Here is a 20,443-nt window from a genome sequence, read left to right on the forward strand (position 1 = left end):
TTTTTTTGTTTAACCATAAAACACACACTATTAAGATCCGCACATAAGGCAATCATCTCCTTCGTTTGCTTTGGCAGCCTCAATCAAGGCTTTCATTTCCTCAGGACTCATTGGCTCCACTTTAACTTCCGTAGTTTCCTTTACAAATTTAGCTGCTGTTTTAGCAGCTTGTTCCTGCTGTTGTTCTACTATCAAGGTTTCCGTTTCTGTTTTAGGAGCAACAATTTCTTCCTTCTTTTTACTATTATCTAAGGTGAATTTAATGGCATCTACGGCACTTTTGGTACGCAAGTAGTACATGCCAGTCTTTAGTCCGCTTTTCCATGCATAAAAGTGCATAGAGGTCAATTTAGCCATAGTGGCCCCCTCCATAAAAAGATTCAATGATTGGGATTGGTCAATGAAATAACCACGATGACGCGCCATGTCGATGATATCCTTCATACTCAATTCCCAAACCGTTTTGTACAATTCTTTAATATCCTCTGGAATACCATCAATATCCTGAATGGAGCCATTCGCTCTCATAATTTCCTGCTTCAAGGTTTCGTTCCACAACCCAAGATCTACCAAGTCTTCCAATAAATGTTTGTTCACGACAATAAATTCACCAGACAACACTCTTCTGGTGTAGATATTCGAAGTATACGGTTCAAAACACTCATTGTTTCCTAAAATTTGGGAGGTTGAGGCCGTAGGCATTGGCGCCACCAACAACGAATTGCGAACCCCGTGTTTCACCACATCCTTTCTAAGTTTCGCCCAGTCCCAACGACCGCTTAATTCCTCATCATTGATACCCCAAAGGTTATGCTGGAATTCCCCTTTACTAATAGGTGATCCCTCATAACTTTGGTAAGGACCATCCGCAATAGCCTCTTCCATACTAGCGGTAATAGCAGCAAAATAAAGGGTTTCAAAGATTTCTTGATTCAGTTTTTTAGCTTCATCGCTTGTAAACGGCATACGCAATTTAATGAACGTATCTGCCAAACCTTGAACTCCCAAACCTACCGGACGATGTCTAAAATTGGAGTTCTGAGCTTCTATAACCGGGTAATAATTTCTATCGATAACCCTGTTAAGATTTTTGGTAACCCGCTTGGTAATTTTAAACAGTTCCTTATGATCGAACTCTCCATTTTTGATAAACATCGGCAAGGCAATGGATGCCAAATTACACACAGCCACTTCATCTGGCGCAGTATATTCCAAAATCTCAGTACATAAATTTGAAGAACGGATAGTTCCCAAATTTTGCTGATTAGACTTACGGTTTGCCGCATCCTTATACAACATATAAGGCGTACCTGTTTCAATTTGGGATTCCAAGATTTTCTCCCACAATTCACGAGCCTTAATGGTTTTACGCCCTCTTCCTTCAGCTTCATATTTCAAATACAATTCTTCAAAAGCTTCACTGTGCGTTTCATCCAATCCAGGACATTCATTAGGACACATTAAAGTCCATTGACCATCCTCCTGCACACGTTTCATAAACAAATCGGAAATCCACATGGCGTAAAATAAATCACGTGCACGCATTTCCTCTTTTCCGTGGTTCTTCTTCAAATCAAGGAAATCAAAAATATCGGCATGCCATGTTTCCACATAAATAGCAAAACTTCCTTTGCGCTTCCCTCCTCCTTGATCTACATAACGCGCTGTATCATTGAACACACGCAGCATAGGCACAATACCATTGGAAGTTCCATTGGTTCCAGAAATATAACTTCCCGTAGCTCTTACATTATGGATTGCCAATCCAATACCACCCGCAGATTGTGAAATTTTCGCTGTTTGTTTCAACGTATCATAAATTCCATCAATACTGTCCTCCTTCATGGTCAATAGGAAACAAGAAGACATCTGTGGTTTGGGTGTCCCAGAATTAAAAAGTGTTGGTGTAGCGTGTGTAAAGTATTTTTTAGACATCAACTCATAGGTTTCAACTACAGCATCCATATCATTAAGATGAATCCCAACTGCCACCCTCATCAACATATGCTGTGGACGTTCAGCAATATTACCATTGAGCTTCAACAAATAAGAACGTTCTAAAGTTTTGAACCCAAAATAATCATAACCGAAATCCCGATTGTAAATGATTGTGGAATCCAAAATGTCACGGTTTTCCATAACAACATTATACACTTCCTCTGAAAGCAATGGCGCCTTTTTTCCAGTACGAGGATTGACATAGGTATATAGGTCGTGCATGACTTCACTGAAGGTCTTCTTTGTATTTTTATGTAAATTCGATACCGAAATTCTTGCCGCCAATCGAGCGTAATCAGGGTGAGCAGTCGTCAAGGTTGCAGCAATCTCGGCCGCCAAATTATCCAACTCACTGGTAGTAACCCCATCATACAACCCTTCAATTACGCGCATTGCGACTTTTACCGGATCGACCAATTCGTTCAATCCGTAGCACAGTTTTCTAACTCTGGCGGTGATTTTGTCGAACATCACCGGTTCCTTTCGGCCATCTCTTTTTACTACATACATATGTTTTTTAAGTTTTTAGCTTTCTGAATCACTTCAGAAAATGGGTTAATTAGTTAGCCCGAACCCTGAGGCTTTCAAAATTCGGTAAGATAGGCCCTATAGTTTTCAAGAAAATACACCTTAAAAACTGCAGAGCTTAATTTTTTATAATAAGTTTTGATTCCCTTAAAACAGGGTTATTCTTTTAGATTTGAGAAACCACCAAATATTAAAAATCGGCGTCAAATTTGAATTTATCTTCTTCCTCCTCTTTGTTAAGCACACCTGCCTTTTGGTATTCTGACACACGCTTTTCAAAGAAATTGGTTTTCCCCTGTAGGGAAATCATATCCATAAAATCAAAAGGATTGGCAGTATTATAGACTTTTTCACAACCCAATTCACTCAACAAACGGTCTGTAACAAACTCCAAGTATTGAGTCATCAATTTAGAATTCATCCCAATTAAACTAACAGGAAGTGACTCTGTGATAAATTCTCTTTCAATATCAAGGGCATCCACCAAAATTTCGGTGATACGTGCCTTTGGCACCTTATTGACAAGGTGATGATTGTGCAGGTGAACCGCAAAGTCACAGTGTACACCTTCGTCTCTTGAAATAAGCTCATTTGAGAAAGTAAGCCCTGGCATCAAACCACGCTTTTTAAGCCAGAAAATGGAACAGAACGCTCCAGAAAAGAAAATCCCTTCCACTGCTGCGAAAGCAATCAATCGTTCCGCAAAACTTGGTGATTCTATCCATTTTAAAGCCCACTCGGCCTTTTTCTTAATAGCAGGAAATGTTTCAATAGCATTAAAGAGCATGCTCTTTTCCTTTTCGTCTTTAACATAAGTATCAATCAACAACGAATAGGTTTCACTATGGATGTTTTCCATCATGATTTGAAACCCATAAAAGAATTTGGCTTCACTGTATTGCACTTCGTTCACAAAATTTTCGGCAAGATTTTCATTTACAATTCCATCACTGGCAGCAAAAAATGCCAAGATGTGCTTTATGAAGTAGCGCTCGTCGTCATTCAATTTACTTTGCCAATCTGTAAGATCTTGATGCAAATCTATTTCTTCGGCCGTCCAGAAACTGGCTTCAGATTTTTTATACCACTCCCAAATATCGTGGTGTTGAATTGGAAAAATTACGAATCGATCTTTGTTTTCTTGTAAAATTGGTTCAGTAGTTTGAGACATTAGCGTTTTGGTTTTTTGATGATTTAAATGAACATTTTTGTCGATTTGGGTTTAACAAATATTCAAAATTGAAGCTGAAAAAGAAAGCTAATTTTATGAACATTGTCAACAAGTTTTTAACAAGTTCGAAATCACCTAAAACTCAAAAGTTTACAAAAAATATACACCAAACCCTTATACAGCAAGACTTTAGACGATTTACAACCAACCAATTATTTACAAATTTCACAAACAATTGACAATAACAAAACATTAAATTTTGATCAATAAAAAGAGAAGAAACCAATCTACCATTGGCACAAATAAAAAGAGAGCCTGACCAGCTCTCTTTTCCCCAATAATTAACTAAACTAACTAAAACTATACTTTAAAGAAATAGTTACCTTAAATTTTGTGATGACGAAACTAGATTGCTCTAACTTCAATTGATTAATAGCGTATAATCAAAAAAGTGAATCACAAAAATCACTTTTACTTTACAAAAAATTTATCCCTTTAACACTTCAAATATCTTCAATTCAATTCAACTATATTACCCTACTTGTATAGTTGGTTAAAAAAACTGTATAATTGGAACACTCTTTAAATTAGACAAAATAGTGTAAAATCCACACTATTCTTCACAATTTATTTTAACTAATTTCAAATTATTAACAGCATGTACTTCTATACTAGAATATTACTATATTTGAAGCTATGATAAAAGCCGTTATAGTTGACGATGAACCAAAAGCCATACAAAGTTTGTCCTGGGAACTAACAAACTTTAGCGATGATATAGAAATCGTCAACACATTCACCTCTCCGGAGGCCGCCCTAGACTATCTTGAAACCAATCCGCCAGACTGTTTGTTTTTAGACATACAGATGCCTACAATGGACGGGTTTCAGTTTTTAGACAAACTTCCAAACAAGGATTTTGCCATTGTAATTACCACAGCTTATAACGAATATGCTATAAAGGCCCTAAAACATGAGGCCATAGATTACTTGCTGAAACCTATAGATTCGGACGATCTTGAGGACACCATCAAACGCATTAAAAAATTCAACTACAGATTACTCAATTCTTCCAAGATTGAAGAAGTATTGATTAATTTTCACACCAAATTCGACCAGAAAAAAATCACCATCAATACCGATGGAAAACTAATGTTCGTCCCTGTGGATGATATCCTTTTCATTGAATCTGATGGAAATTACAGTACCATCGTTATGGCCGATGGCCAGAAAACCGTTATCACAAAAAAACTGAAAGAGGTAAACAGCATTCTACCAAAACAGTATTTTTTCAGAATCCATAACTCTTTTATCATCAACCTCAACCGAATTAAGGAATACATCAAAAACGATGGATATGTTGTCATGCAATCCAACCATAAAATTCCTGTAGCAAGGCAACGTAAATCAAATTTTTTAGAGAAATTTTAAAATGTCAATTTCATTTTCTTCTGGATTTTCAAGCCCCCTCTTGCTGTCTAAAAACTGTACTTTAGTACTTTTTGGATTGCTAATGCTTGCTAGTATAAAAACCTATTCCCAGTCCTCGGGAGACTTTTACGATACAGCAACAGCTCTCATGAAAACAACTCCAAAGAATTATGAGGAGATTAATGAGGCCTTTAAAAGTTTCAGAAGAGACAGCATTAAAATGAAAACTTTGGCCACCATGGCTGAAGCCTCCAATTATTTGGAAGCCGAATGTTACGCCTATAACTCTTTGGGTGTTATATACCGCAACATTTCTCATTACGAAATAGCCATTGAAAACCACAAGAAAGCCTACGAACTATCGGAATCCGCTAACAATATCGAATTACAGGTAATATGCCTTAATATGCTGGGAGTGGTTTACAGAAGGATGGACTTAGTAAAACCGGCCCTAGACTACCACAAAAAAGCTTTAGATCTAGCCAATTCGCAACAACCACTTACAACCGAATTAAAACACAGTATTGCGGTTTCCCAAAACAGTATGGGAAACATTTACCTAGCCCTGAACCAATATGACATGGCCCTTAAACAGTTCACCAAATCCTTGGTCATAGAAAAGGAACAGGATAATATTTTAGGTCTAGCCATCAATTACCAAAACATAGGGTATGCCAACGAGGCCAAAGGCCTTTTGGACGAGGCACTAATAGACTATAAAACCTCACTGGAATACAACAATCAAATTAATTCAGACATTGGCCGTGTCATCTGCAACAATAGCATCGCACAGATTTACATTAAACAAGGAAAACCCCAAGAGGCAAAAGAAATCATAGAAGACGCTTTGAAAATGGCCCTTATGGAAGGCGACCAACTTTACATTGCCTCCTCTTATATCAACTTAGGCTGGGCACAAAACGAATTGGGACTTCATAAAGAAGCCGAAAACAACTTAAAAACTGCCCTCGATATTGGCACTAAATACGGTTTGAAAGGATCCAAAGTGGAAGCCAACAAACACCTTTCAGAACTCTACCAAGAACTAGGCAACTACAAAGCTGCCCTGGAGAAGTATAAAGACTACATTGCCGAAGAAGAAACCATATTAAACGAACGCAACCTACAATATGTAAACGACATCATTATACAATACGAAAGTGAAATCAAAAACAATCAAATACGAGTTCTTGCCAGTGAAAACGAACTTGTAAAATCAAAATTACTGCGCAACCAAAAAATATTTTGGTACTCACTTATTGCCTTGATTCTTATTGCGGGCGGAATTATTACCGTCAACAGACACCGCCAGTTAAAACAGGAAAAACAGATTCTTACCTTGGAGCAAGACATGCTTAGAAGTCAGATGAACCCGCACTTCATCTTCAACTCCTTAAACTCCATCAAGCTATACATTATCAATAATGAAAAGGAAAATGCAGTGTATTATCTCAACAAATTTTCCAAACTCATCAGAAAGATCTTGATTGCCTCCACCGAGAAAGAAATCTCTTTGGAAGACGAATTGGACACCATGAAACTCTATATGAACATAGAGAATATCCGGTTTTCAAATGAAATAGATTTTCAGGTTAAAATTGACGACAACATCAACACTGCTAACGTAAAGCTTCCTTCTTTGATTTTACAACCCTTTTTGGAAAATGCGCTTTGGCATGGGCTTTCCTCCAAAAAAGAAGACAAGAAAATTGTGCTGCACGCCTCAAAAACCACCGATGACTACGTAACCATTTCTATCAAAGACAACGGTATTGGAAGAATAGAATCTGAAAAGATCAACAAGAACAAACTGCTGAAAAGAAAGTCGGTTGGGATTGCCTTAACGAAGGCAAGATTATCCAATTTTTACAAAACCTATACAAGTCCGTATAAAATTGAAGTTGAAGATTTGTACGACACCAACCATAAGCCAACAGGCACCAAGGTCATCATACATATCCCAACACGATCCAATGTCCTTAGAACCGCCTAACTATTTAGATTTCTGAAGTTTTTCGGCAACTTTTTCCAATTCGGCGTACCAATCTTCACCAAACTTACGGATAAGCGCCTGCTTCACAAATTTGTAGACAGGCACCTGCAGTTCCTTTCCCAAACTACAGGCATCATCACAAATATGCCACCTGTGGTAATTTACTGCCGAAAACTCACTATAATCCTGCACCCTTACAGGATACAAATGACAGGACACCGGTTTTTTCCAAGAAATATCGCCTTGATTATAGGCTTCCTCAATAGCACAAAGGGCCGTTCCTTTTTTATCAAAAATAACGTAGGCACAATCAGCACCATCTATTAAAGGGGTCTCCAATTCGTCATCTTCCGTGGTAATATAAGTACCCTGCGCCTCTATAGCCGCAATTCCTTCCTTACGCAAATAAGGTTTAACTTTTGGATAAATCTCCTTCAAAATCGCAGCTTCCTCTTCATCTAAAGGCGCTCCTGCATCTCCATCGATACAACAAGCTCCTTTACAGGCAGAAAGATTGCACACAAAATCATTCTCTATGATTTCCTCCGAAACTATGGTTTTTCCTAACTGAAACATGCCGCAAAGATAAGTCAATAATCCGTCAAAAGTAACCCCTTTAAAAGCAATTAAATTTTATAGCCTTTATAAAGCCCATTAATTTGTAAATGCCGAAATTTGCCAAAAATTTCCATCATAACATGATACAATTCAACATAAAAGAAATCATCACCACCTTTATGGTATTGTTTGCCGTAATAGACATTATTGGCAGCATTCCAATCATCATAGACCTTCGAAAAAAAGCAGGCCACATCCAAAGCGAAAAAGCTTCAATCATCGCTGGAATTATCATGATTTTGTTCTTGTTTTTAGGAAAAAGCATTTTGTCCATGATTGGCATTGGAGTGAACTCCTTTGCCGTAGCAGGCGCCTTTGTACTATTCTTTATTGCTTTGGAAATGATTTTAGGAATCACCCTTTACAAAGAGGAAGAAAGCAATGCTATGAACGCGAGTGTATTCCCTTTAGCATTTCCATTGATTGCCGGCCCCGGAAGTTTAACAACACTTTTATCCCTAAGAGCAGAATACCGTATCGAGAATATTATCATAGCCGTAATACTGAACGTTTTATTGATTTTTATTGTACTAAAAACCTCTTCAAGGATTGAACGAATGATTGGCCAAAACGGTATTGCAGTTATTAGAAAAATATTTGGTGTGATTTTGCTGGCCATAGCCGTAAAACTATTTGCCCATAACATTAAAGCCCTTTTTGAACTCGCTTAAACACTTATATCATGAAACTATTTACCATCATTTTTACAGTCATTGCCGCGGCACTTATCATATTCAACATTACCCAAATTGATTTTAGCGCACCATTTCAAGGACAAAGTATCATTGCACTAATTACCATTCTAGCCGCCCTTTGCGGAATTGTTTTGCTACAAATTTTGCGCATTTCCAAGCGCATTGAGAAACAATTGAAAAACAAAAAGTAATGTTTGACGCCCTAATTATTGGAGGAGGCGCTTCAGGAATGTCCTGCGCCTTGGTTTTAGGTTCCGCGGTTAATAAAGAATACGCCAAAGACAAACATATTGGTATCATAATGCACCAAAAGGCTTCCCATCTGCAAACCGCTTTATTCAATAATGCTTTGGGGCTCCTGGCAGGTACTACCGGGCAATCTGTTCTAGAATTAGGAAAGGAACAACTCGCCACGCAATATCCGCATGTAGCGCAAATTGAAAGCGAAAAAGTTTTGGAAATAAAACCTCTTCCTGAAGGATTTGAGGTTATCACCAACAAACACAGCTATACTTCCAAACTAGTCGTAATCGCAGTTGGCTACACCAATCTTTTGAACATAAAAGGCCTTGAAACATTTGTAGGCCCTCATCCTCGTGCCGCCGCTGAAAAAGAGCGCATTTGGCTAAAAAATGAAGACCACCTCATCACAAATGGACTTTATGTTGCTGGAACTTTAGCAGGCTGGAGAAGTCAATTCAATATTGCGGCAGGAAGTGGCGCACAAGTAGCTACAGATATTTTAACACTTTGGAACAACGGCCAAGATAGCCACGTGCACGATAAATTATAAGAAGCTATTGACCTTCGCTTAATTCAACGACTTCCAAGATCATTTCATCGGCGGCATTTATGATACGTTCGTAAGTATTGCCGCCATATAGTTGGTCTGCTAAATCTGCTTTGATCATTCTTTTAATGGCATCATGATAAGCCACAAAGGTCATCTTGGTACTTTCTTTAAGATTTAAATAATTCTGAAATTTGACTACGATATCGTCACTCACCTCAAAGTTTTTGATAAAATCCTCTTTGTCTACATCTCCATAAACACTTCTATCTCGATCCAATTCTTCAAATACAAAATTACTGATGTAACCTCTGCGTTTGATATAACTTAAAGTTTCATTTTGAAAACTAGTATCCAATGGCACAAAAATATCAGGAATGATGCCTCCGCCTCCATACACAATTTTCCCTTTAGGCGTCACAAACCTCAACGAATCGGCCACTTCAATATTCTGTTCTTCATTAAGCTCTCCATTACGCAAACGCTTATAATAATCGTTGTAATACTCATCATTACCACCATTATGGTACGGCCTCTGTATAGAGCGCCCGGTAGGCGTATAGTATCTGGAGACCGTCAAGCGAACGGCACTACCATCACCCAAAGCCATTTCGCGTTGCACCAAACCTTTACCATAAGAACGCCTTCCCACAATAATCCCCTTATCATTATCCTGAAGTGCTCCAGCCACTATTTCGCTCGCAGAAGCCGAGTTTTCATTAATAAGAATATAGACTTCGCCTTCTTCAAAATCGCCATTGCGTGTAGCATAGCTTCGTTCAATTTTACCCGCTTTGTTTTTGGTGAACAGAATCAGCTTATCATCTTCCAAAAATTCGTCTACAATCTGCTCTGCAATTCCTAAAAATCCCCCTGGATTGTCACGAAGATCCAAAACAAGTTGAGTAGCTCCTTGATCCTGAAGTCTATCCAAGGATACTTTAAACTCTCGATAGGTAGATTCTGCAAATCGGTTGATTTTGATATAGCCCAATTTGGAAGTCAGCATATACGCGGCATCCACACTTTTAATAGGAATTACGGTACGCTTCACATCAAAGTCAAGCAGTTCGTCCTCCCCTTTTCTATAAACGGTTAGATGCACTTTGGTATTCTTCTCTCCTTTCAGCTTTTGAATGATATCATCGTTAGACCATTGCCTTCCGAAAATAGAATCCCCATCGGCCACAATAATACGATCACCTCCCTTGATACCCGCCTTTTCACTAGGACCGCCTTCCACAGGTCTGATGACCGTTACCGTATCCTTATAAGTATAGAAGCTCACGCCAATCCCTACAAAATCCCCCTTCATATTCTCCGTAACACGTTCCATTTCCCCTTGGGGAATATAGGTGGAATGCGGATCTAGATTATCCAAAATACCATTCACGGTAACGTCTACAATGCTGTCTGTATTAACGTCATCTACATATTCGTATTCAATATAATCTATCAAACGGTTGAGCTTGTCCTTTTTGCTATTGGACGTAAACAGCCTATCGGAGGTATCTGCAAAATTCAGTTTTCCTCCAATTAATACGCCAATAGCCACGGCTATTCCCATAAGAAGCGGTATGTACTTTTTCTTAAAACTCAAATCCCTTCTCGAGGTTTCAATTCATTTTTAGCTCAACAATTTATGAATCTTCCAAAGCTTCTATCAGCACCAATTCAATCCCTGCTTTTTCCAAAAATTTAATTCCGGAATCATCTTTATAAGGCTGTTGGTAAACCACCCTAACAATTCCTGCTTGATGGATCAATTTACTACATTCTTTACACGGTGACAAAGTAATATATAATGTCGCCCCTTTACAGGACTGCGTGGAAGAGGCAACTTTTAAAATAGCATTGGCTTCAGCATGCAACACATACCATTTGGTATATCCTTCGTCATCTTCGCAATAATTTTCAAAACCAGTGGGAGTTCCATTGTACCCATCGGAAATGATCATTCTATCTTTTACTATTAGGGCTCCAACTTGTTTGCGTTTACAATGTGATAATTTCCCCCATTCCTTAGCAATTCTTAAATACGCCTTGTCATAGCGTAACTGTTTCTTTTTCGGCATTTAGTTTAGTTTCAATATCAGGGTGTGCCTGCTCCCGTACCTATCTAAAAAAGTACAGGATATTTGCACAAATTTTATTCTATTATGGTTTTCCCCATTAATCTTTAAGGGGTAAAAAGGGATATCGCCTACATGACTGCAAACGGTATAACGAAGATAACGGGTTCATATTTTAATTGCAATGCGTTTAGAGTTAAAGTTTTATCAAAACCCTAAATTTCATGCATTATTTAAGAAAGGTAACCGCTGCGCATGAGCATAGGAAGCATGGCTCCCAAAACCATTGCCGAAATGACCATGACCCAATCACGTTTAGAGAACCTAAAAATAGTCTCGCACAGAAATCCTAAAAACAATACTATAAAGGCAATGATGAGCTGACCTATTTCCAAGCCCAAGGAAATTTCCAAAAGCGTCACCAGCTTCATATCCGATGCATGTACAAATTTACCAAAAGTCCCAACATAGCCCATTCCATGGACCAATCCTAGAAACAAGGTTGCAAAAAACAAAATCCCTATTTTTTCATTCGGAGCCTTTTTACCAGAGGTAAACACATTGTACAATGCAACAATTAAGATGGTAATGGGAATTAAAAATTCCACGAGTGAAGCATTCACCCTAACCACATTATAGGAAGCCAAGGCCAAAGACAATGAATGTCCCAATGTAAATACCGTAATGAGAAGCAGGATGCGTTTCCAATCTTTAAACGCATATGGCACCATTAAAACAATTAAAAACAAAATGTGATCGTAGGCTTTAATATTCAGTACGTGGTACATGCCTTGCTGCAGGTGAGTCAAAAAATCGGCTAGCATAATTAATTACAATTTGGGATAAGTCAAAGTTACGATTAATGGGGAACTGGCAAAACAAATTTTAACATAAGAAGCTCTTTAAAATTTCTAGATATTTATACTTTTTAATGTAATTTTAAAACCTTGTGTAACGTGATTCCGTTTACTCAACAAAACACTAACAGCCAAAACTAAGCCAAATGTCCTTAAAGTTTTTAACCCCTAAAAACAGCCTAGAGTTTTTTACTCCAGACACTGAAAGTTCTCTTGAAATTACACTAGCACAAACTGGAATTTCGGCAGGGTATCCTTCTCCAGCAGAGGACTACAACGACTCTAAAATAAGCCTGGACAAAACCTTGGTTCGCAACAAGGAAACGACTTTTTATGCAAAAGTTAGCGGTCAATCCATGATAGGCGCTGGATTGGACGACGGCGATCTATTGGTGGTTGATAGAGGAATAAACCCGAAGCACAATAAAATAGCTGTGTGTTTTATTGACGGTGAATTTACCGTCAAACGCCTTAACGTCACTTCGGAGGGCATCTTTTTAATGCCCGAAAACCCAGCCTATGACCCTATAAAAGTTTCTAGCGAAAGTAACTTCCAAATATGGGGTATTGTAACCCATGTGATCAAAAAAATTTAATCTTTAACATTTTCACATATCATACCCCAACCACTTTTAAGGCTTTTTCCTTAAAGTTAGTCTTGCCAAACCATGGATTCCTTTACCCTATCAACCTCTGAGTAAATAGCATTTTTTCAGTTTTATTTTACAGAACACAACCATTTTCTTAACTTTCTCATAAAATATTGATATTTTGACACTTTAATCTAATTAGATTAAACTTTAACCTTAATTCAATTGTTATGAAAAAATCACTTCTTTTGGCGATTCTTACGCTAGGGTTTTCTTGGATACTTACAAGTTGCTCCTCTGATGATGACAACAATAATTCAAACAACGATGCAATTATTGAAGAGGTTGAAAATATTGCTGAATCTGGAGATTGGATTATAACTTCATTCATAGATTCGGGAGAGGATGAAACCAGTGATTTCACTGGGTACACCTTCACTTTTGGAAGTAATGGCACACTTACCGCAACCAACGGCACAACCACCCATACAGGTATCTGGACTATAACCGACAGTAGCAATAGCACAGACGATGACAACAACAGTGATGACGATCTTGATTTCAATATCTTTTTTAATGTACCGGACACTAATGATTTTGAAGACCTAAATGACGACTGGGATATAGACACCTATAGCAGTACAACAATTAAACTTATCGATGTTAGTGGAGGCAATGGAGGCACCGATACGTTAACTTTCCAAAAAATATAACCTCCATTATATGAAATCAACTCGCAACTGGCTTTTGATTATCGCCATAATTGCCATCGTGGCCATTTTGGGATACAACTACATTTATCAAGACCATAGGAATATAGAAAAAGAGGCTCCAACCTTTACAATGGAAGCCCAAGATTTAGTCTCAGAATTCTCTTCAGACCCAACTGCTGCTGAAACAAAATACCTAAACAACACGATTGCAGTATCTGGGATAGTTACCGAAAGTTCAACACAAAGTATCACACTTAACGACAAGATATTTTGCCAACTCTCACAACCTGCTGAAACAACTTTAGTACAAGGGCAATCCATCACCATCAAAGGACGCGTTATTGGCTATGATGATCTTTTGGAAGAACTGAAATTAGACCAATGCAACCCAATCAACAACTAACTCACAACAACCCTTTATTGAATTATTATCTCATATGAAGCACCTCTATTTTTTACTTTTTCTGTTTTGCACTCCATTATTCTCCTTCTCTCAAGAAGATTTATTAAGCGAAATAGACACAGACACTATTGTAGACCCTTATGTTTCTGCCGTATTTAAAGGTCTTAAAATCGTCAATTTTGAATCTACCAAACTCGTCGCCAAAAACGAATTCACCTTTGTAGTGGCTCACCGTTTCGGCAGTATCGAAAATGGTTTTGACACCTTCTTTGGGCTTGACGATGCCGTAACCCGACTTAATTTCATCTATGGAATTAGCGACGGATTCAATATTAGTGTTTCTAGAAGTTCCTACCAGAAGATTTATGAAAGCGCCATTAAGTATCGCCTTTTCAGACAGGAAACCAATGGGTTTCCCCTAACTATTGTGGGTTACAATTCGCTATTAATAAATACCGCTTTAGACAAAGACAATCTTCCAAAATTAGAATTCAAACATAGATTGGGATACACAGCGCAATTGCTTATCTCCAGAAAAGTCACTAAAAATCTATCCCTGGAATTGGCTCCAACATTTTTCCATGACAATTATGTGCAGTTTGATGACCAAGATAACTCGCAATTTGCCCTTGGATTTGGTGGGAGATACAAATTATCAACCAGATGGTCCCTTAATATGGACTACGGATGGCATCTTAACCGTGCTTCAAATTCACCATTCAAAAACCCATTATCAATTGGGGTAGATTTGGAAACGGGAGGCCATGTATTCCAAATGCATTTTACCAATGCACAACCCATGAACACCAACGGATTCTTAGGACAAAGCACTGGCGACTGGGCCGATGGAGACGTTTATTTCGGATTTAACTTAAGCAGAGTATTTTAACAACAAAAAAACAACTATGAAATTAACTTACACCTCAATTTTAGCCTTATTGCTATTGTTTAACTGTTCCAACGATAGCGAAGACGACTTAACCGACGATACCCCTATTACAGAAACAATTACCTACACCGGACATATAAAATCCATCATGGATAATAATTGCATCAACTGCCACAGTAATCCTCCCGTAAATGGAGCTCCAATGGCATTGACAACTTATGAAACTGTAAAAGAATCTATGTTGAACAGAAATCTTTTTGGACGTATCACGACAGATAACACAGCATTATTAATGCCTGTTGGAGGTCCTAAATTGCCACAAAACCTCATTGACCAAGTTGAGCAATGGGAAACAGATGGCCTACTTGAAGAATAAATACCATTATTATGAAAACACTTGTCTACCTCCTGCTATGCCTCAGCCTTACAGGCTTTGCCCAGGAAAAGTATCTCACGAAAACAGGAACCCTAGAGTTTGAAGCTTCAGTGCCCTCCTTTGAGGAAGTGGCCGCCAAAAACACTTCGGTAACCGCTATTTTAAATGCTGACAATGGTGAATTTGCCTCATTGGCATTGGTAAAAGGATTTCGGTTTAAAAATGCCCTCATGGAGGAACATTTCAATGAAAACTATGCGGAATCTTCAGAATTCCCGAAAGCGACCTTTAAAGGCACTTTCAAAGATTTTGAAGGGAATAGCCTTTCAGGGAAACAGCAATTCACCATAGATGGTGAGCTGACCTTTCACGGAGTTACCAATACCTTAAAGGACATTCCTGTAATTATCGAAAAACAAGGAGATCAACTCATCCTAACAGGAAGTTTTGTGGTGCTCATTTCTGATTACAACATCAAAATACCAAGTATTGTTGAGAATAAAATTTCCAAAGACGTTAAAGTGAGTTTCAACTTCACATTAGACAAGAAATAACAAAAACAAACCCCCATTGTACCTTTCAGTACACATGGGGGTTCTCATCAACCAACCATAATTCCTATACCAAGGAATCAATTCCATCCGCCCCCGAGGGCTTTATACATTGTTACAAAAGCAGTCATTTGCTCTTTTTTGGTTTCAACCAATTCCATCTTCGACTCCAACGCATCCCTTTGGGTCAACAACACTTCCATATAGTCTGCTCTCGCCGACCTGAAGAGTTTATTAGTAATATCGATAGACTTTGTTAAAGCTTCAACCTGTTGCTCTTTTAAGTGGTAACTTTCTCTTAGATTATCAATCTTGGAAACCCCATTGACCACTTCGATGTAGGCGCCCAAAATAGACTTCTCGTATTCAAAAATGGCCTGCACCTGCCTGTCATTGGCATTAAAATATTCCGCTTTAATAGCATTTCTATTGATAAGCGGTGCCACCATATCTCCTGCCAAAGTGTACAGCAATGAGGTTGGCGTATTGAATAGGTATTTCAAACTGAAAGCCTCCAAGCCAACACCAGCCCTAATAGTAAAGGAAGGGTAAAAATTAGCCTTGGCCACTTTGACATCCAATTTGGCAGCTGCCAATTCATATTCCGCTTGACGGATATCAGGCCTGTTGGCTAACAATTGCGATGGGACCCCTACAAAAATCGTGTCCATTTCGGTATCGATAAACCCTTCAGATTGGCGATTGATATGTTGAGACGATCTTCCTATCAAGAAATTGATTCGATTTTCGGCCTCTACCACTTCCTGTTTTACTGAATACAGTTCACTCTTGTTCTTGAAAACCTCAGCTTCCAAACGCTGAACCCCCAATTCAGTGGCCTTGGCTGCTTGCTTTTGAAGACGAATGGTCTTTAAAGCATCTTGCTGCAGTTGTAAGTTTTGAGTGATAATGGCCAATTTATTATCTAAAGCCTGAAGCTCATAATAGGATTCCGCCACTTCAGAAATAAGATTGGTCACCATAAAGTTCTTCCCTTCCACCGAAGACAAGTACTCCATGACTGCTGCTTTTTTGGAATTGCGTAACTTTTTCCACACATCCACTTCCCAAGAAGCAACAGCTGCCACTTGAAAGTTAGGCAACGGCTCCGGAAACTCCTCCCCAGGCCTGATATCCGTATTGGCATCGTTGGCACCTTGACTGGTATAACGTCCCACTTTTTCTACTTCACCAGCGGCTTGAATATCGACATAAGGTAAATACTCTCCTTTTCGAGCACGAATTTCATTCTTGGCCATATCCACTTGCATCAACATGATATTGAGCTCTTGGTTGTTCACCAAAGCCGTATCGATCAAAGCCGTTAAATAGTCATCTTTGAAGAATTCCTTCCAATTGATCTTGGCAGAATTGCTCGTATCTACCACAACCTGCTCTGAGAAAGTTTCTGGCAATGCAGTGTTCTCATCCCTAACTTCCTTTGCGGGCACACAACTGCTAATAACGAACAGCACAAATCCCACAAGTGCTCCAATTTTGAAATTGAAGGTTTTAAAAACTGATTTATTTCTCATTGTTTCCTTTCATTAGTTTTTTGATTTGTTTGTTCATCTCTTTCAGTCGCTGTCTTAAAGCACTTTCTTCTTCACCACGTCTTACAAATTCTTCAGAAATTGGCTCTTCGTACTCGTCCTTGATCAAGCTTCTTCCTTCTGCCATTTTTCCAAAAATGTAATACAGCCCCGGAATGACAACTACTCCAAAAAGAGTTCCTATCAACATACCTCCCAAAGAGGAGCCTCCAATAGTTCTGTTTCCGATAGCTCCTGCACCAGTAGCGATTACCAAGGGCACCAATCCAGCTATAAAGGCAAACGATGTCATCAAAATAGGTCGAAACCTCATTTTGGCTCCTTCAATAGCCGCTTCCAAAACGGTAGCACCCTGCCTGTGCTTTTGCACCGCAAACTCCACAATAAGCACGGCGTTTTTACTGAGCAATCCAACTAGCATGATCATCCCAATTTGTGCATATACATCGTTGGAAAGCCCCATGGCCTTCAACATTAAAAACGATCCAAATACTCCAATTGGCAATGACAACAACACTGCCAACGGCAATAGGAAACTCTCATATTGAGCTGCCAATACAAAGTACACAAAGATCAACACCACGATGAAAACATAAAGAGCATCGTTACCGCGTTGCGCTTCGTCGTACGAAAGACCTTCCCAAGCAATATCATACCCACGAGGCAAGGTTTGCTGCGCTACTTCTTGAATGGCCTTAATGGCATCATTACTAGTATAGCCTTTTGAAGGCAACCCACGTATGGCAGCAGAATTGTACAAATTGTATCGGGTAATCTCATTAGGTCCCAATTTCTTTTCCAACGTCATGAAAGAAGAATAGGGCACCATTTCGCCTTCTTCGTTTTTCACAAAAAGTTTTTCCAAATCGGTTGGCAAGCTACGGTACTCCGGAGCCGCTTGAGTATACACTTTGAAGAAGCGCCCAAACTTGATAAACCCTTGCTCGTAGGTACTACCAATTAGAATATTGAGGTTTTCCATCGCATTTCCAATGGAAACCCCTTTTTGCATGGCTGCCTTATTATTGATTTTCAACTCATATTGTGGATAATTGGCCGCAAAGAAGGTAAACAAACCGCTCAACTCCTTACGCTCTCCCAGCGCTTCCAAAAACTCGTTGTTGATTCTTTCAAATTCATGATAATCGGTACCGTTGGTTTTATCTAATAATCTTAAGGAAAACCCTCCCGAGGACCCGAATCCTGGTACCGCAGGTGGTTCGAAGTATTCAATGACCGCTCCAAGATCCTTGCTTTCCTCTTCCAGTTCTTCCATGATCTCGTGTACCGAATGCTTACGATCCGACCAGGGCTTAAGGTTGATCAAACAGGTTCCTGCGTTGGAACCACGACCTTCGGTCATAATTTCATAACCTGCCAAAGAAGAAACCGATTCCACGCCTTCAATCTCTTCACACATCGCCTGAAGTTTTCTAGCGACATCATTAGTACGCTCCAAAGTAGCTCCTGGTGGCGTTTGAATGATGGCATAAATCATCCCTTGGTCTTCACTAGGAATAAACCCTGAAGGCACCACTTTATTCACCAATCCAGTTCCGATACAGAAAGCTATCAGAACTCCAAACGTAATCACCCTTCTATGAACAATAAGCTTAAGGAATCCTACATAGCGTCCCGTCAATCTTTCAAAAAGACGGTTAAAACTATCAATGAAACGGTTCATCAATGATTTCTTTCTAGGCTGTCCATGATTGTTCTTTAAAATCATGGCGCACAATACAGGCGTTAATGTCAAGGCCACTACAGCTGAAATTACAATAGCACCTGCCATGGTAATGGAGAACTGTCTGTAGAACACTCCTACTGGCCCAGTCAAAAATGAAATAGGGATGAAAACCGAAACCATTACCAAGGTAATCGCAATAATAGCCCCTCCAATTTCACCCAATACTTTACTGGACGCTTGATAAGGTGTGAGATGCTCTTCTTCCATCTTGATATGGACGGCCTCTACAACCACAATGGCATCATCCACCACAATACCAATGGCCAATACCAAGGCGAAAAGGGTAATAAGATTAATGGACAAGCCGAATATTTGCATCACAAAAAAGGCCCCCACCAAGGATACCGGAACGGCAATAATGGGGATTAATGTCGAACGCCAGTCTCCCAAGAATATGAACACCACAATAGCCACCAAGATGAAAGCATCTCGAAGCGTGTGCAATACCTGTTCTATGGAAGCATCCAAGAAATTGGAAACGTCATAACTGATTTTATAATCCACCCCTGGAGGCAAATCTTCCTTAAGTTCCTTTAATTTTTCCTTTACGGCCTTGATAACATCACTTCCGTTACTTCCGAAAGTTTGTTTTAACACGATAGAAGCCGAAGGCTCCCCATCGAGATTGGAATAGATATCGAAGAATTCACTTCCCAGTTCCACATCGGCAATGTCGCCAAGGGTAATCATTTCCCCTTCGGAATTGGCTCTAACAATGATCTCCTTATACTCTTCAGGTTCGTTGTATCGGTCACGATAGGTCAATACATATTCCAAGGATTGGGATTTTTTCCCCGAACTCCTACCAATACGTCCTGGACGTGCAAGAATACTTTGGTCCTCCATCGCCTCAAGCACTTCTTCCGCCGAAATATTATAGGCACGCATACGGTCTGGTTTCAACCAAACCCTCATGGCAAATTTACGGCTCCCTAAAATTTGGGCACTCGCAATCCCATTGATCCTTTGAATCTCTGGAACTATTCGGGTGTATGCATAATTGTAAAGAAACTTTTCATCTGTATTGTCCTTCTTGCTATAAAGGTTCACATACATCAACATACTAGGCTGAACCGGCGTAATAATCACCCCTTCCCTTTGCACCAATTCTGGCAAAAGCGGCATTACTTGGTCCACTCTGGTCTTAACCCGGACGACGGCATCGTTGGGATCGGTACCTGGATCGAAAATAATTCTTACCGTTCCTTCACCAGCACTGGTGGCATCGGAAGCAATATATCGCATTCCTTGCACTCCATTAATGGCGGTTTCCAAAGGAATCAAGGTTGACTTTACCAAAACGTCGGCACTCGACCCTGGATAGGCAATAAATATGTTAACGGTGGTTGGGGCAATTTGGGGAAATTGCGAAATAGGCAGTTGCTTTATCGCCAATAACCCCACAAAAACTATCATTACCGAAATGACAATAGCCAATACCGGTCTATGAATAAACTTTTTAAACATG

General features: G+C 39.2%; 19 protein-coding genes. 11 read left to right on the forward strand and 8 right to left on the reverse strand.

Going from position 1 to position 20,443, the window contains the following annotated elements:
• Positions 1 to 30: 30 nt before the first annotated feature.
• Both ZA06_RS05000 and ZA06_RS05005 read right to left on the reverse strand, forming a co-directional pair.
• Positions 31 to 2,508 carry a ribonucleoside-diphosphate reductase subunit alpha gene (locus ZA06_RS05000; protein ID WP_053976282.1) on the reverse strand — a complete coding sequence of 826 codons (2,478 nt, stop codon included), beginning with the start codon at positions 2,506 to 2,508 and terminating at the stop codon, positions 31 to 33.
• A 208-nt stretch (positions 2,509 to 2,716) separates the two neighbouring features.
• Complete coding sequence (locus ZA06_RS05005) at positions 2,717 to 3,697, reverse strand: ribonucleotide-diphosphate reductase subunit beta (protein ID WP_053976283.1); 981 nt, start codon at positions 3,695 to 3,697, stop codon at positions 2,717 to 2,719.
• 696 nt (positions 3,698 to 4,393) lie between these two features.
• Between ZA06_RS05005 and ZA06_RS05010 the strand changes: the two genes are divergently transcribed.
• A complete protein-coding gene (locus ZA06_RS05010) occupies positions 4,394 to 5,128 on the forward strand; it encodes a LytR/AlgR family response regulator transcription factor (RefSeq protein ID WP_053976284.1) in 735 nt (244 codons plus the stop codon).
• 1 nt (position 5,129) lies between these two features.
• Complete coding sequence (locus ZA06_RS05015) at positions 5,130 to 7,121, forward strand: tetratricopeptide repeat-containing sensor histidine kinase (protein ID WP_053976285.1); 1,992 nt, start codon at positions 5,130 to 5,132, stop codon at positions 7,119 to 7,121.
• Here ZA06_RS05015 and ZA06_RS05020 read toward each other — a convergent pair whose 3' ends face one another.
• Entirely contained in the window at positions 7,122 to 7,697 is a 576-nt protein-coding gene (locus ZA06_RS05020) for a DUF3109 family protein (protein WP_053976286.1), read from the reverse strand. It lies immediately after the preceding gene.
• Between the two features lie 125 nt (positions 7,698 to 7,822).
• Between ZA06_RS05020 and ZA06_RS05025 the strand changes: the two genes are divergently transcribed.
• Genes ZA06_RS05025 through ZA06_RS05035 form a run of 3 tightly spaced genes read left to right on the forward strand, consistent with a single transcriptional unit; the run spans position 7,823 to position 9,227 of the window.
• Complete coding sequence (locus ZA06_RS05025; RefSeq protein ID WP_053977071.1) at positions 7,823 to 8,410, forward strand: MarC family protein; 588 nt, start codon at positions 7,823 to 7,825, stop codon at positions 8,408 to 8,410.
• A gap of 11 nt (positions 8,411 to 8,421) precedes the next feature.
• Positions 8,422 to 8,625 carry a hypothetical protein gene (locus tag ZA06_RS05030; RefSeq protein ID WP_053976287.1) on the forward strand — a complete coding sequence of 68 codons (204 nt, stop codon included), beginning with the start codon at positions 8,422 to 8,424 and terminating at the stop codon, positions 8,623 to 8,625.
• Positions 8,625 to 9,227 carry an FAD-dependent oxidoreductase gene (locus ZA06_RS05035; protein ID WP_053976288.1) on the forward strand — a complete coding sequence of 201 codons (603 nt, stop codon included), beginning with the start codon at positions 8,625 to 8,627 and terminating at the stop codon, positions 9,225 to 9,227. The genes ZA06_RS05030 and ZA06_RS05035 overlap by 1 nt, the downstream gene beginning before the upstream one ends.
• A 4-nt stretch (positions 9,228 to 9,231) precedes the next feature.
• Here the strand turns inward: ZA06_RS05035 and ZA06_RS05040 are convergent, their stop codons facing one another.
• From ZA06_RS05040 to ZA06_RS05050, 3 genes are all read right to left on the reverse strand, one after another.
• A complete protein-coding gene (locus tag ZA06_RS05040) occupies positions 9,232 to 10,824 on the reverse strand; it encodes a S41 family peptidase (protein WP_157503107.1) in 1,593 nt (530 codons plus the stop codon).
• A gap of 40 nt (positions 10,825 to 10,864) precedes the next feature.
• Complete coding sequence (locus ZA06_RS05045; protein WP_053976290.1) at positions 10,865 to 11,299, reverse strand: deoxycytidylate deaminase; 435 nt, start codon at positions 11,297 to 11,299, stop codon at positions 10,865 to 10,867.
• Positions 11,300 to 11,529: 230 nt separating this feature from the next.
• Entirely contained in the window at positions 11,530 to 12,120 is a 591-nt protein-coding gene (locus ZA06_RS05050; protein ID WP_053976291.1) for a HupE/UreJ family protein, read from the reverse strand.
• Between the two features lie 179 nt (positions 12,121 to 12,299).
• Here ZA06_RS05050 and ZA06_RS05055 point away from each other — a divergent pair, with 179 nt between their 5' ends.
• From ZA06_RS05055 to ZA06_RS05080, 6 genes are all read left to right on the forward strand, one after another.
• Complete coding sequence (locus tag ZA06_RS05055; RefSeq protein ID WP_053976292.1) at positions 12,300 to 12,749, forward strand: LexA family protein; 450 nt, start codon at positions 12,300 to 12,302, stop codon at positions 12,747 to 12,749.
• A 224-nt stretch (positions 12,750 to 12,973) separates the two neighbouring features.
• Positions 12,974 to 13,456, forward strand: a complete 483-nt coding sequence (locus tag ZA06_RS05060) for a hypothetical protein (protein ID WP_053976293.1) — start codon at positions 12,974 to 12,976, stop codon at positions 13,454 to 13,456.
• A gap of 10 nt (positions 13,457 to 13,466) precedes the next feature.
• Positions 13,467 to 13,859: an OB-fold protein gene (locus tag ZA06_RS05065; RefSeq protein ID WP_053976294.1), complete on the forward strand. Its 393-nt coding sequence runs from the start codon at positions 13,467 to 13,469 to the stop codon at positions 13,857 to 13,859.
• 34 nt (positions 13,860 to 13,893) lie between these two features.
• Positions 13,894 to 14,748 carry a DUF5777 family beta-barrel protein gene (locus ZA06_RS05070; RefSeq protein WP_053976295.1) on the forward strand — a complete coding sequence of 285 codons (855 nt, stop codon included), beginning with the start codon at positions 13,894 to 13,896 and terminating at the stop codon, positions 14,746 to 14,748.
• 16 nt (positions 14,749 to 14,764) lie between these two features.
• The gene (locus ZA06_RS05075) at positions 14,765 to 15,124 is read left to right on the forward strand and encodes a hypothetical protein (protein ID WP_053976296.1); all 360 of its coding nucleotides are present in this window, start codon (positions 14,765 to 14,767) and stop codon (positions 15,122 to 15,124) included.
• 11 nt (positions 15,125 to 15,135) lie between these two features.
• Positions 15,136 to 15,678 carry a YceI family protein gene (locus ZA06_RS05080; RefSeq protein WP_053976297.1) on the forward strand — a complete coding sequence of 181 codons (543 nt, stop codon included), beginning with the start codon at positions 15,136 to 15,138 and terminating at the stop codon, positions 15,676 to 15,678.
• 77 nt (positions 15,679 to 15,755) lie between these two features.
• On the opposite strand, the gene ZA06_RS05085 is transcribed toward ZA06_RS05080, so the two are convergent.
• Both ZA06_RS05085 and ZA06_RS05090 read right to left on the reverse strand, forming a co-directional pair.
• The gene (locus tag ZA06_RS05085; protein ID WP_053976298.1) at positions 15,756 to 17,210 is read right to left on the reverse strand and encodes a TolC family protein; all 1,455 of its coding nucleotides are present in this window, start codon (positions 17,208 to 17,210) and stop codon (positions 15,756 to 15,758) included.
• Complete coding sequence (locus ZA06_RS05090; protein WP_053976299.1) at positions 17,200 to 20,442, reverse strand: efflux RND transporter permease subunit; 3,243 nt, start codon at positions 20,440 to 20,442, stop codon at positions 17,200 to 17,202. The genes ZA06_RS05085 and ZA06_RS05090 overlap by 11 nt, the downstream gene beginning before the upstream one ends.
• Position 20,443 lies beyond the last annotated feature (1 nt).

This window comes from Mangrovimonas xylaniphaga (genome assembly GCF_001280435.1).
Classification (GTDB): domain Bacteria; phylum Bacteroidota; class Bacteroidia; order Flavobacteriales; family Flavobacteriaceae; genus Mangrovimonas_A; species Mangrovimonas_A xylaniphaga.

Bases quoted from the DNA above. Each gene is read 5' to 3' on its own strand.
- ZA06_RS05035 (WP_053976288.1), top strand. From the start codon at position 8,625: ATGTTTGACGCCCTAATTATTGGAGGAGGCGCTTCAGGAATGTCCTGC.
- ZA06_RS05075 (WP_053976296.1), top strand. From the start codon at position 14,765: ATGAAATTAACTTACACCTCAATTTTAGCCTTATTGCTATTGTTTAAC.
- ZA06_RS05065 (WP_053976294.1), top strand. From the start codon at position 13,467: ATGAAATCAACTCGCAACTGGCTTTTGATTATCGCCATAATTGCCATC.
- ZA06_RS05085 (WP_053976298.1), bottom strand. From the start codon at position 17,210: ATGAGAAATAAATCAGTTTTTAAAACCTTCAATTTCAAAATTGGAGCA.
- ZA06_RS05045 (WP_053976290.1), bottom strand. From the start codon at position 11,299: ATGCCGAAAAAGAAACAGTTACGCTATGACAAGGCGTATTTAAGAATT.
- ZA06_RS05060 (WP_053976293.1), top strand. From the start codon at position 12,974: ATGAAAAAATCACTTCTTTTGGCGATTCTTACGCTAGGGTTTTCTTGG.
- ZA06_RS05030 (WP_053976287.1), top strand. From the start codon at position 8,422: ATGAAACTATTTACCATCATTTTTACAGTCATTGCCGCGGCACTTATC.
- ZA06_RS05050 (WP_053976291.1), bottom strand. From the start codon at position 12,120: ATGCTAGCCGATTTTTTGACTCACCTGCAGCAAGGCATGTACCACGTA.
- ZA06_RS05070 (WP_053976295.1), top strand. From the start codon at position 13,894: ATGAAGCACCTCTATTTTTTACTTTTTCTGTTTTGCACTCCATTATTC.
- ZA06_RS05080 (WP_053976297.1), top strand. From the start codon at position 15,136: ATGAAAACACTTGTCTACCTCCTGCTATGCCTCAGCCTTACAGGCTTT.
- ZA06_RS05020 (WP_053976286.1), bottom strand. From the start codon at position 7,697: ATGTTTCAGTTAGGAAAAACCATAGTTTCGGAGGAAATCATAGAGAAT.
- ZA06_RS05055 (WP_053976292.1), top strand. From the start codon at position 12,300: ATGTCCTTAAAGTTTTTAACCCCTAAAAACAGCCTAGAGTTTTTTACT.
- ZA06_RS05015 (WP_053976285.1), top strand. From the start codon at position 5,130: ATGTCAATTTCATTTTCTTCTGGATTTTCAAGCCCCCTCTTGCTGTCT.
- ZA06_RS05000 (WP_053976282.1), bottom strand. From the start codon at position 2,508: ATGTATGTAGTAAAAAGAGATGGCCGAAAGGAACCGGTGATGTTCGAC.
- ZA06_RS05005 (WP_053976283.1), bottom strand. From the start codon at position 3,697: ATGTCTCAAACTACTGAACCAATTTTACAAGAAAACAAAGATCGATTC.
- ZA06_RS05090 (WP_053976299.1), bottom strand. From the start codon at position 20,442: ATGTTTAAAAAGTTTATTCATAGACCGGTATTGGCTATTGTCATTTCG.
- ZA06_RS05010 (WP_053976284.1), top strand. From the start codon at position 4,394: ATGATAAAAGCCGTTATAGTTGACGATGAACCAAAAGCCATACAAAGT.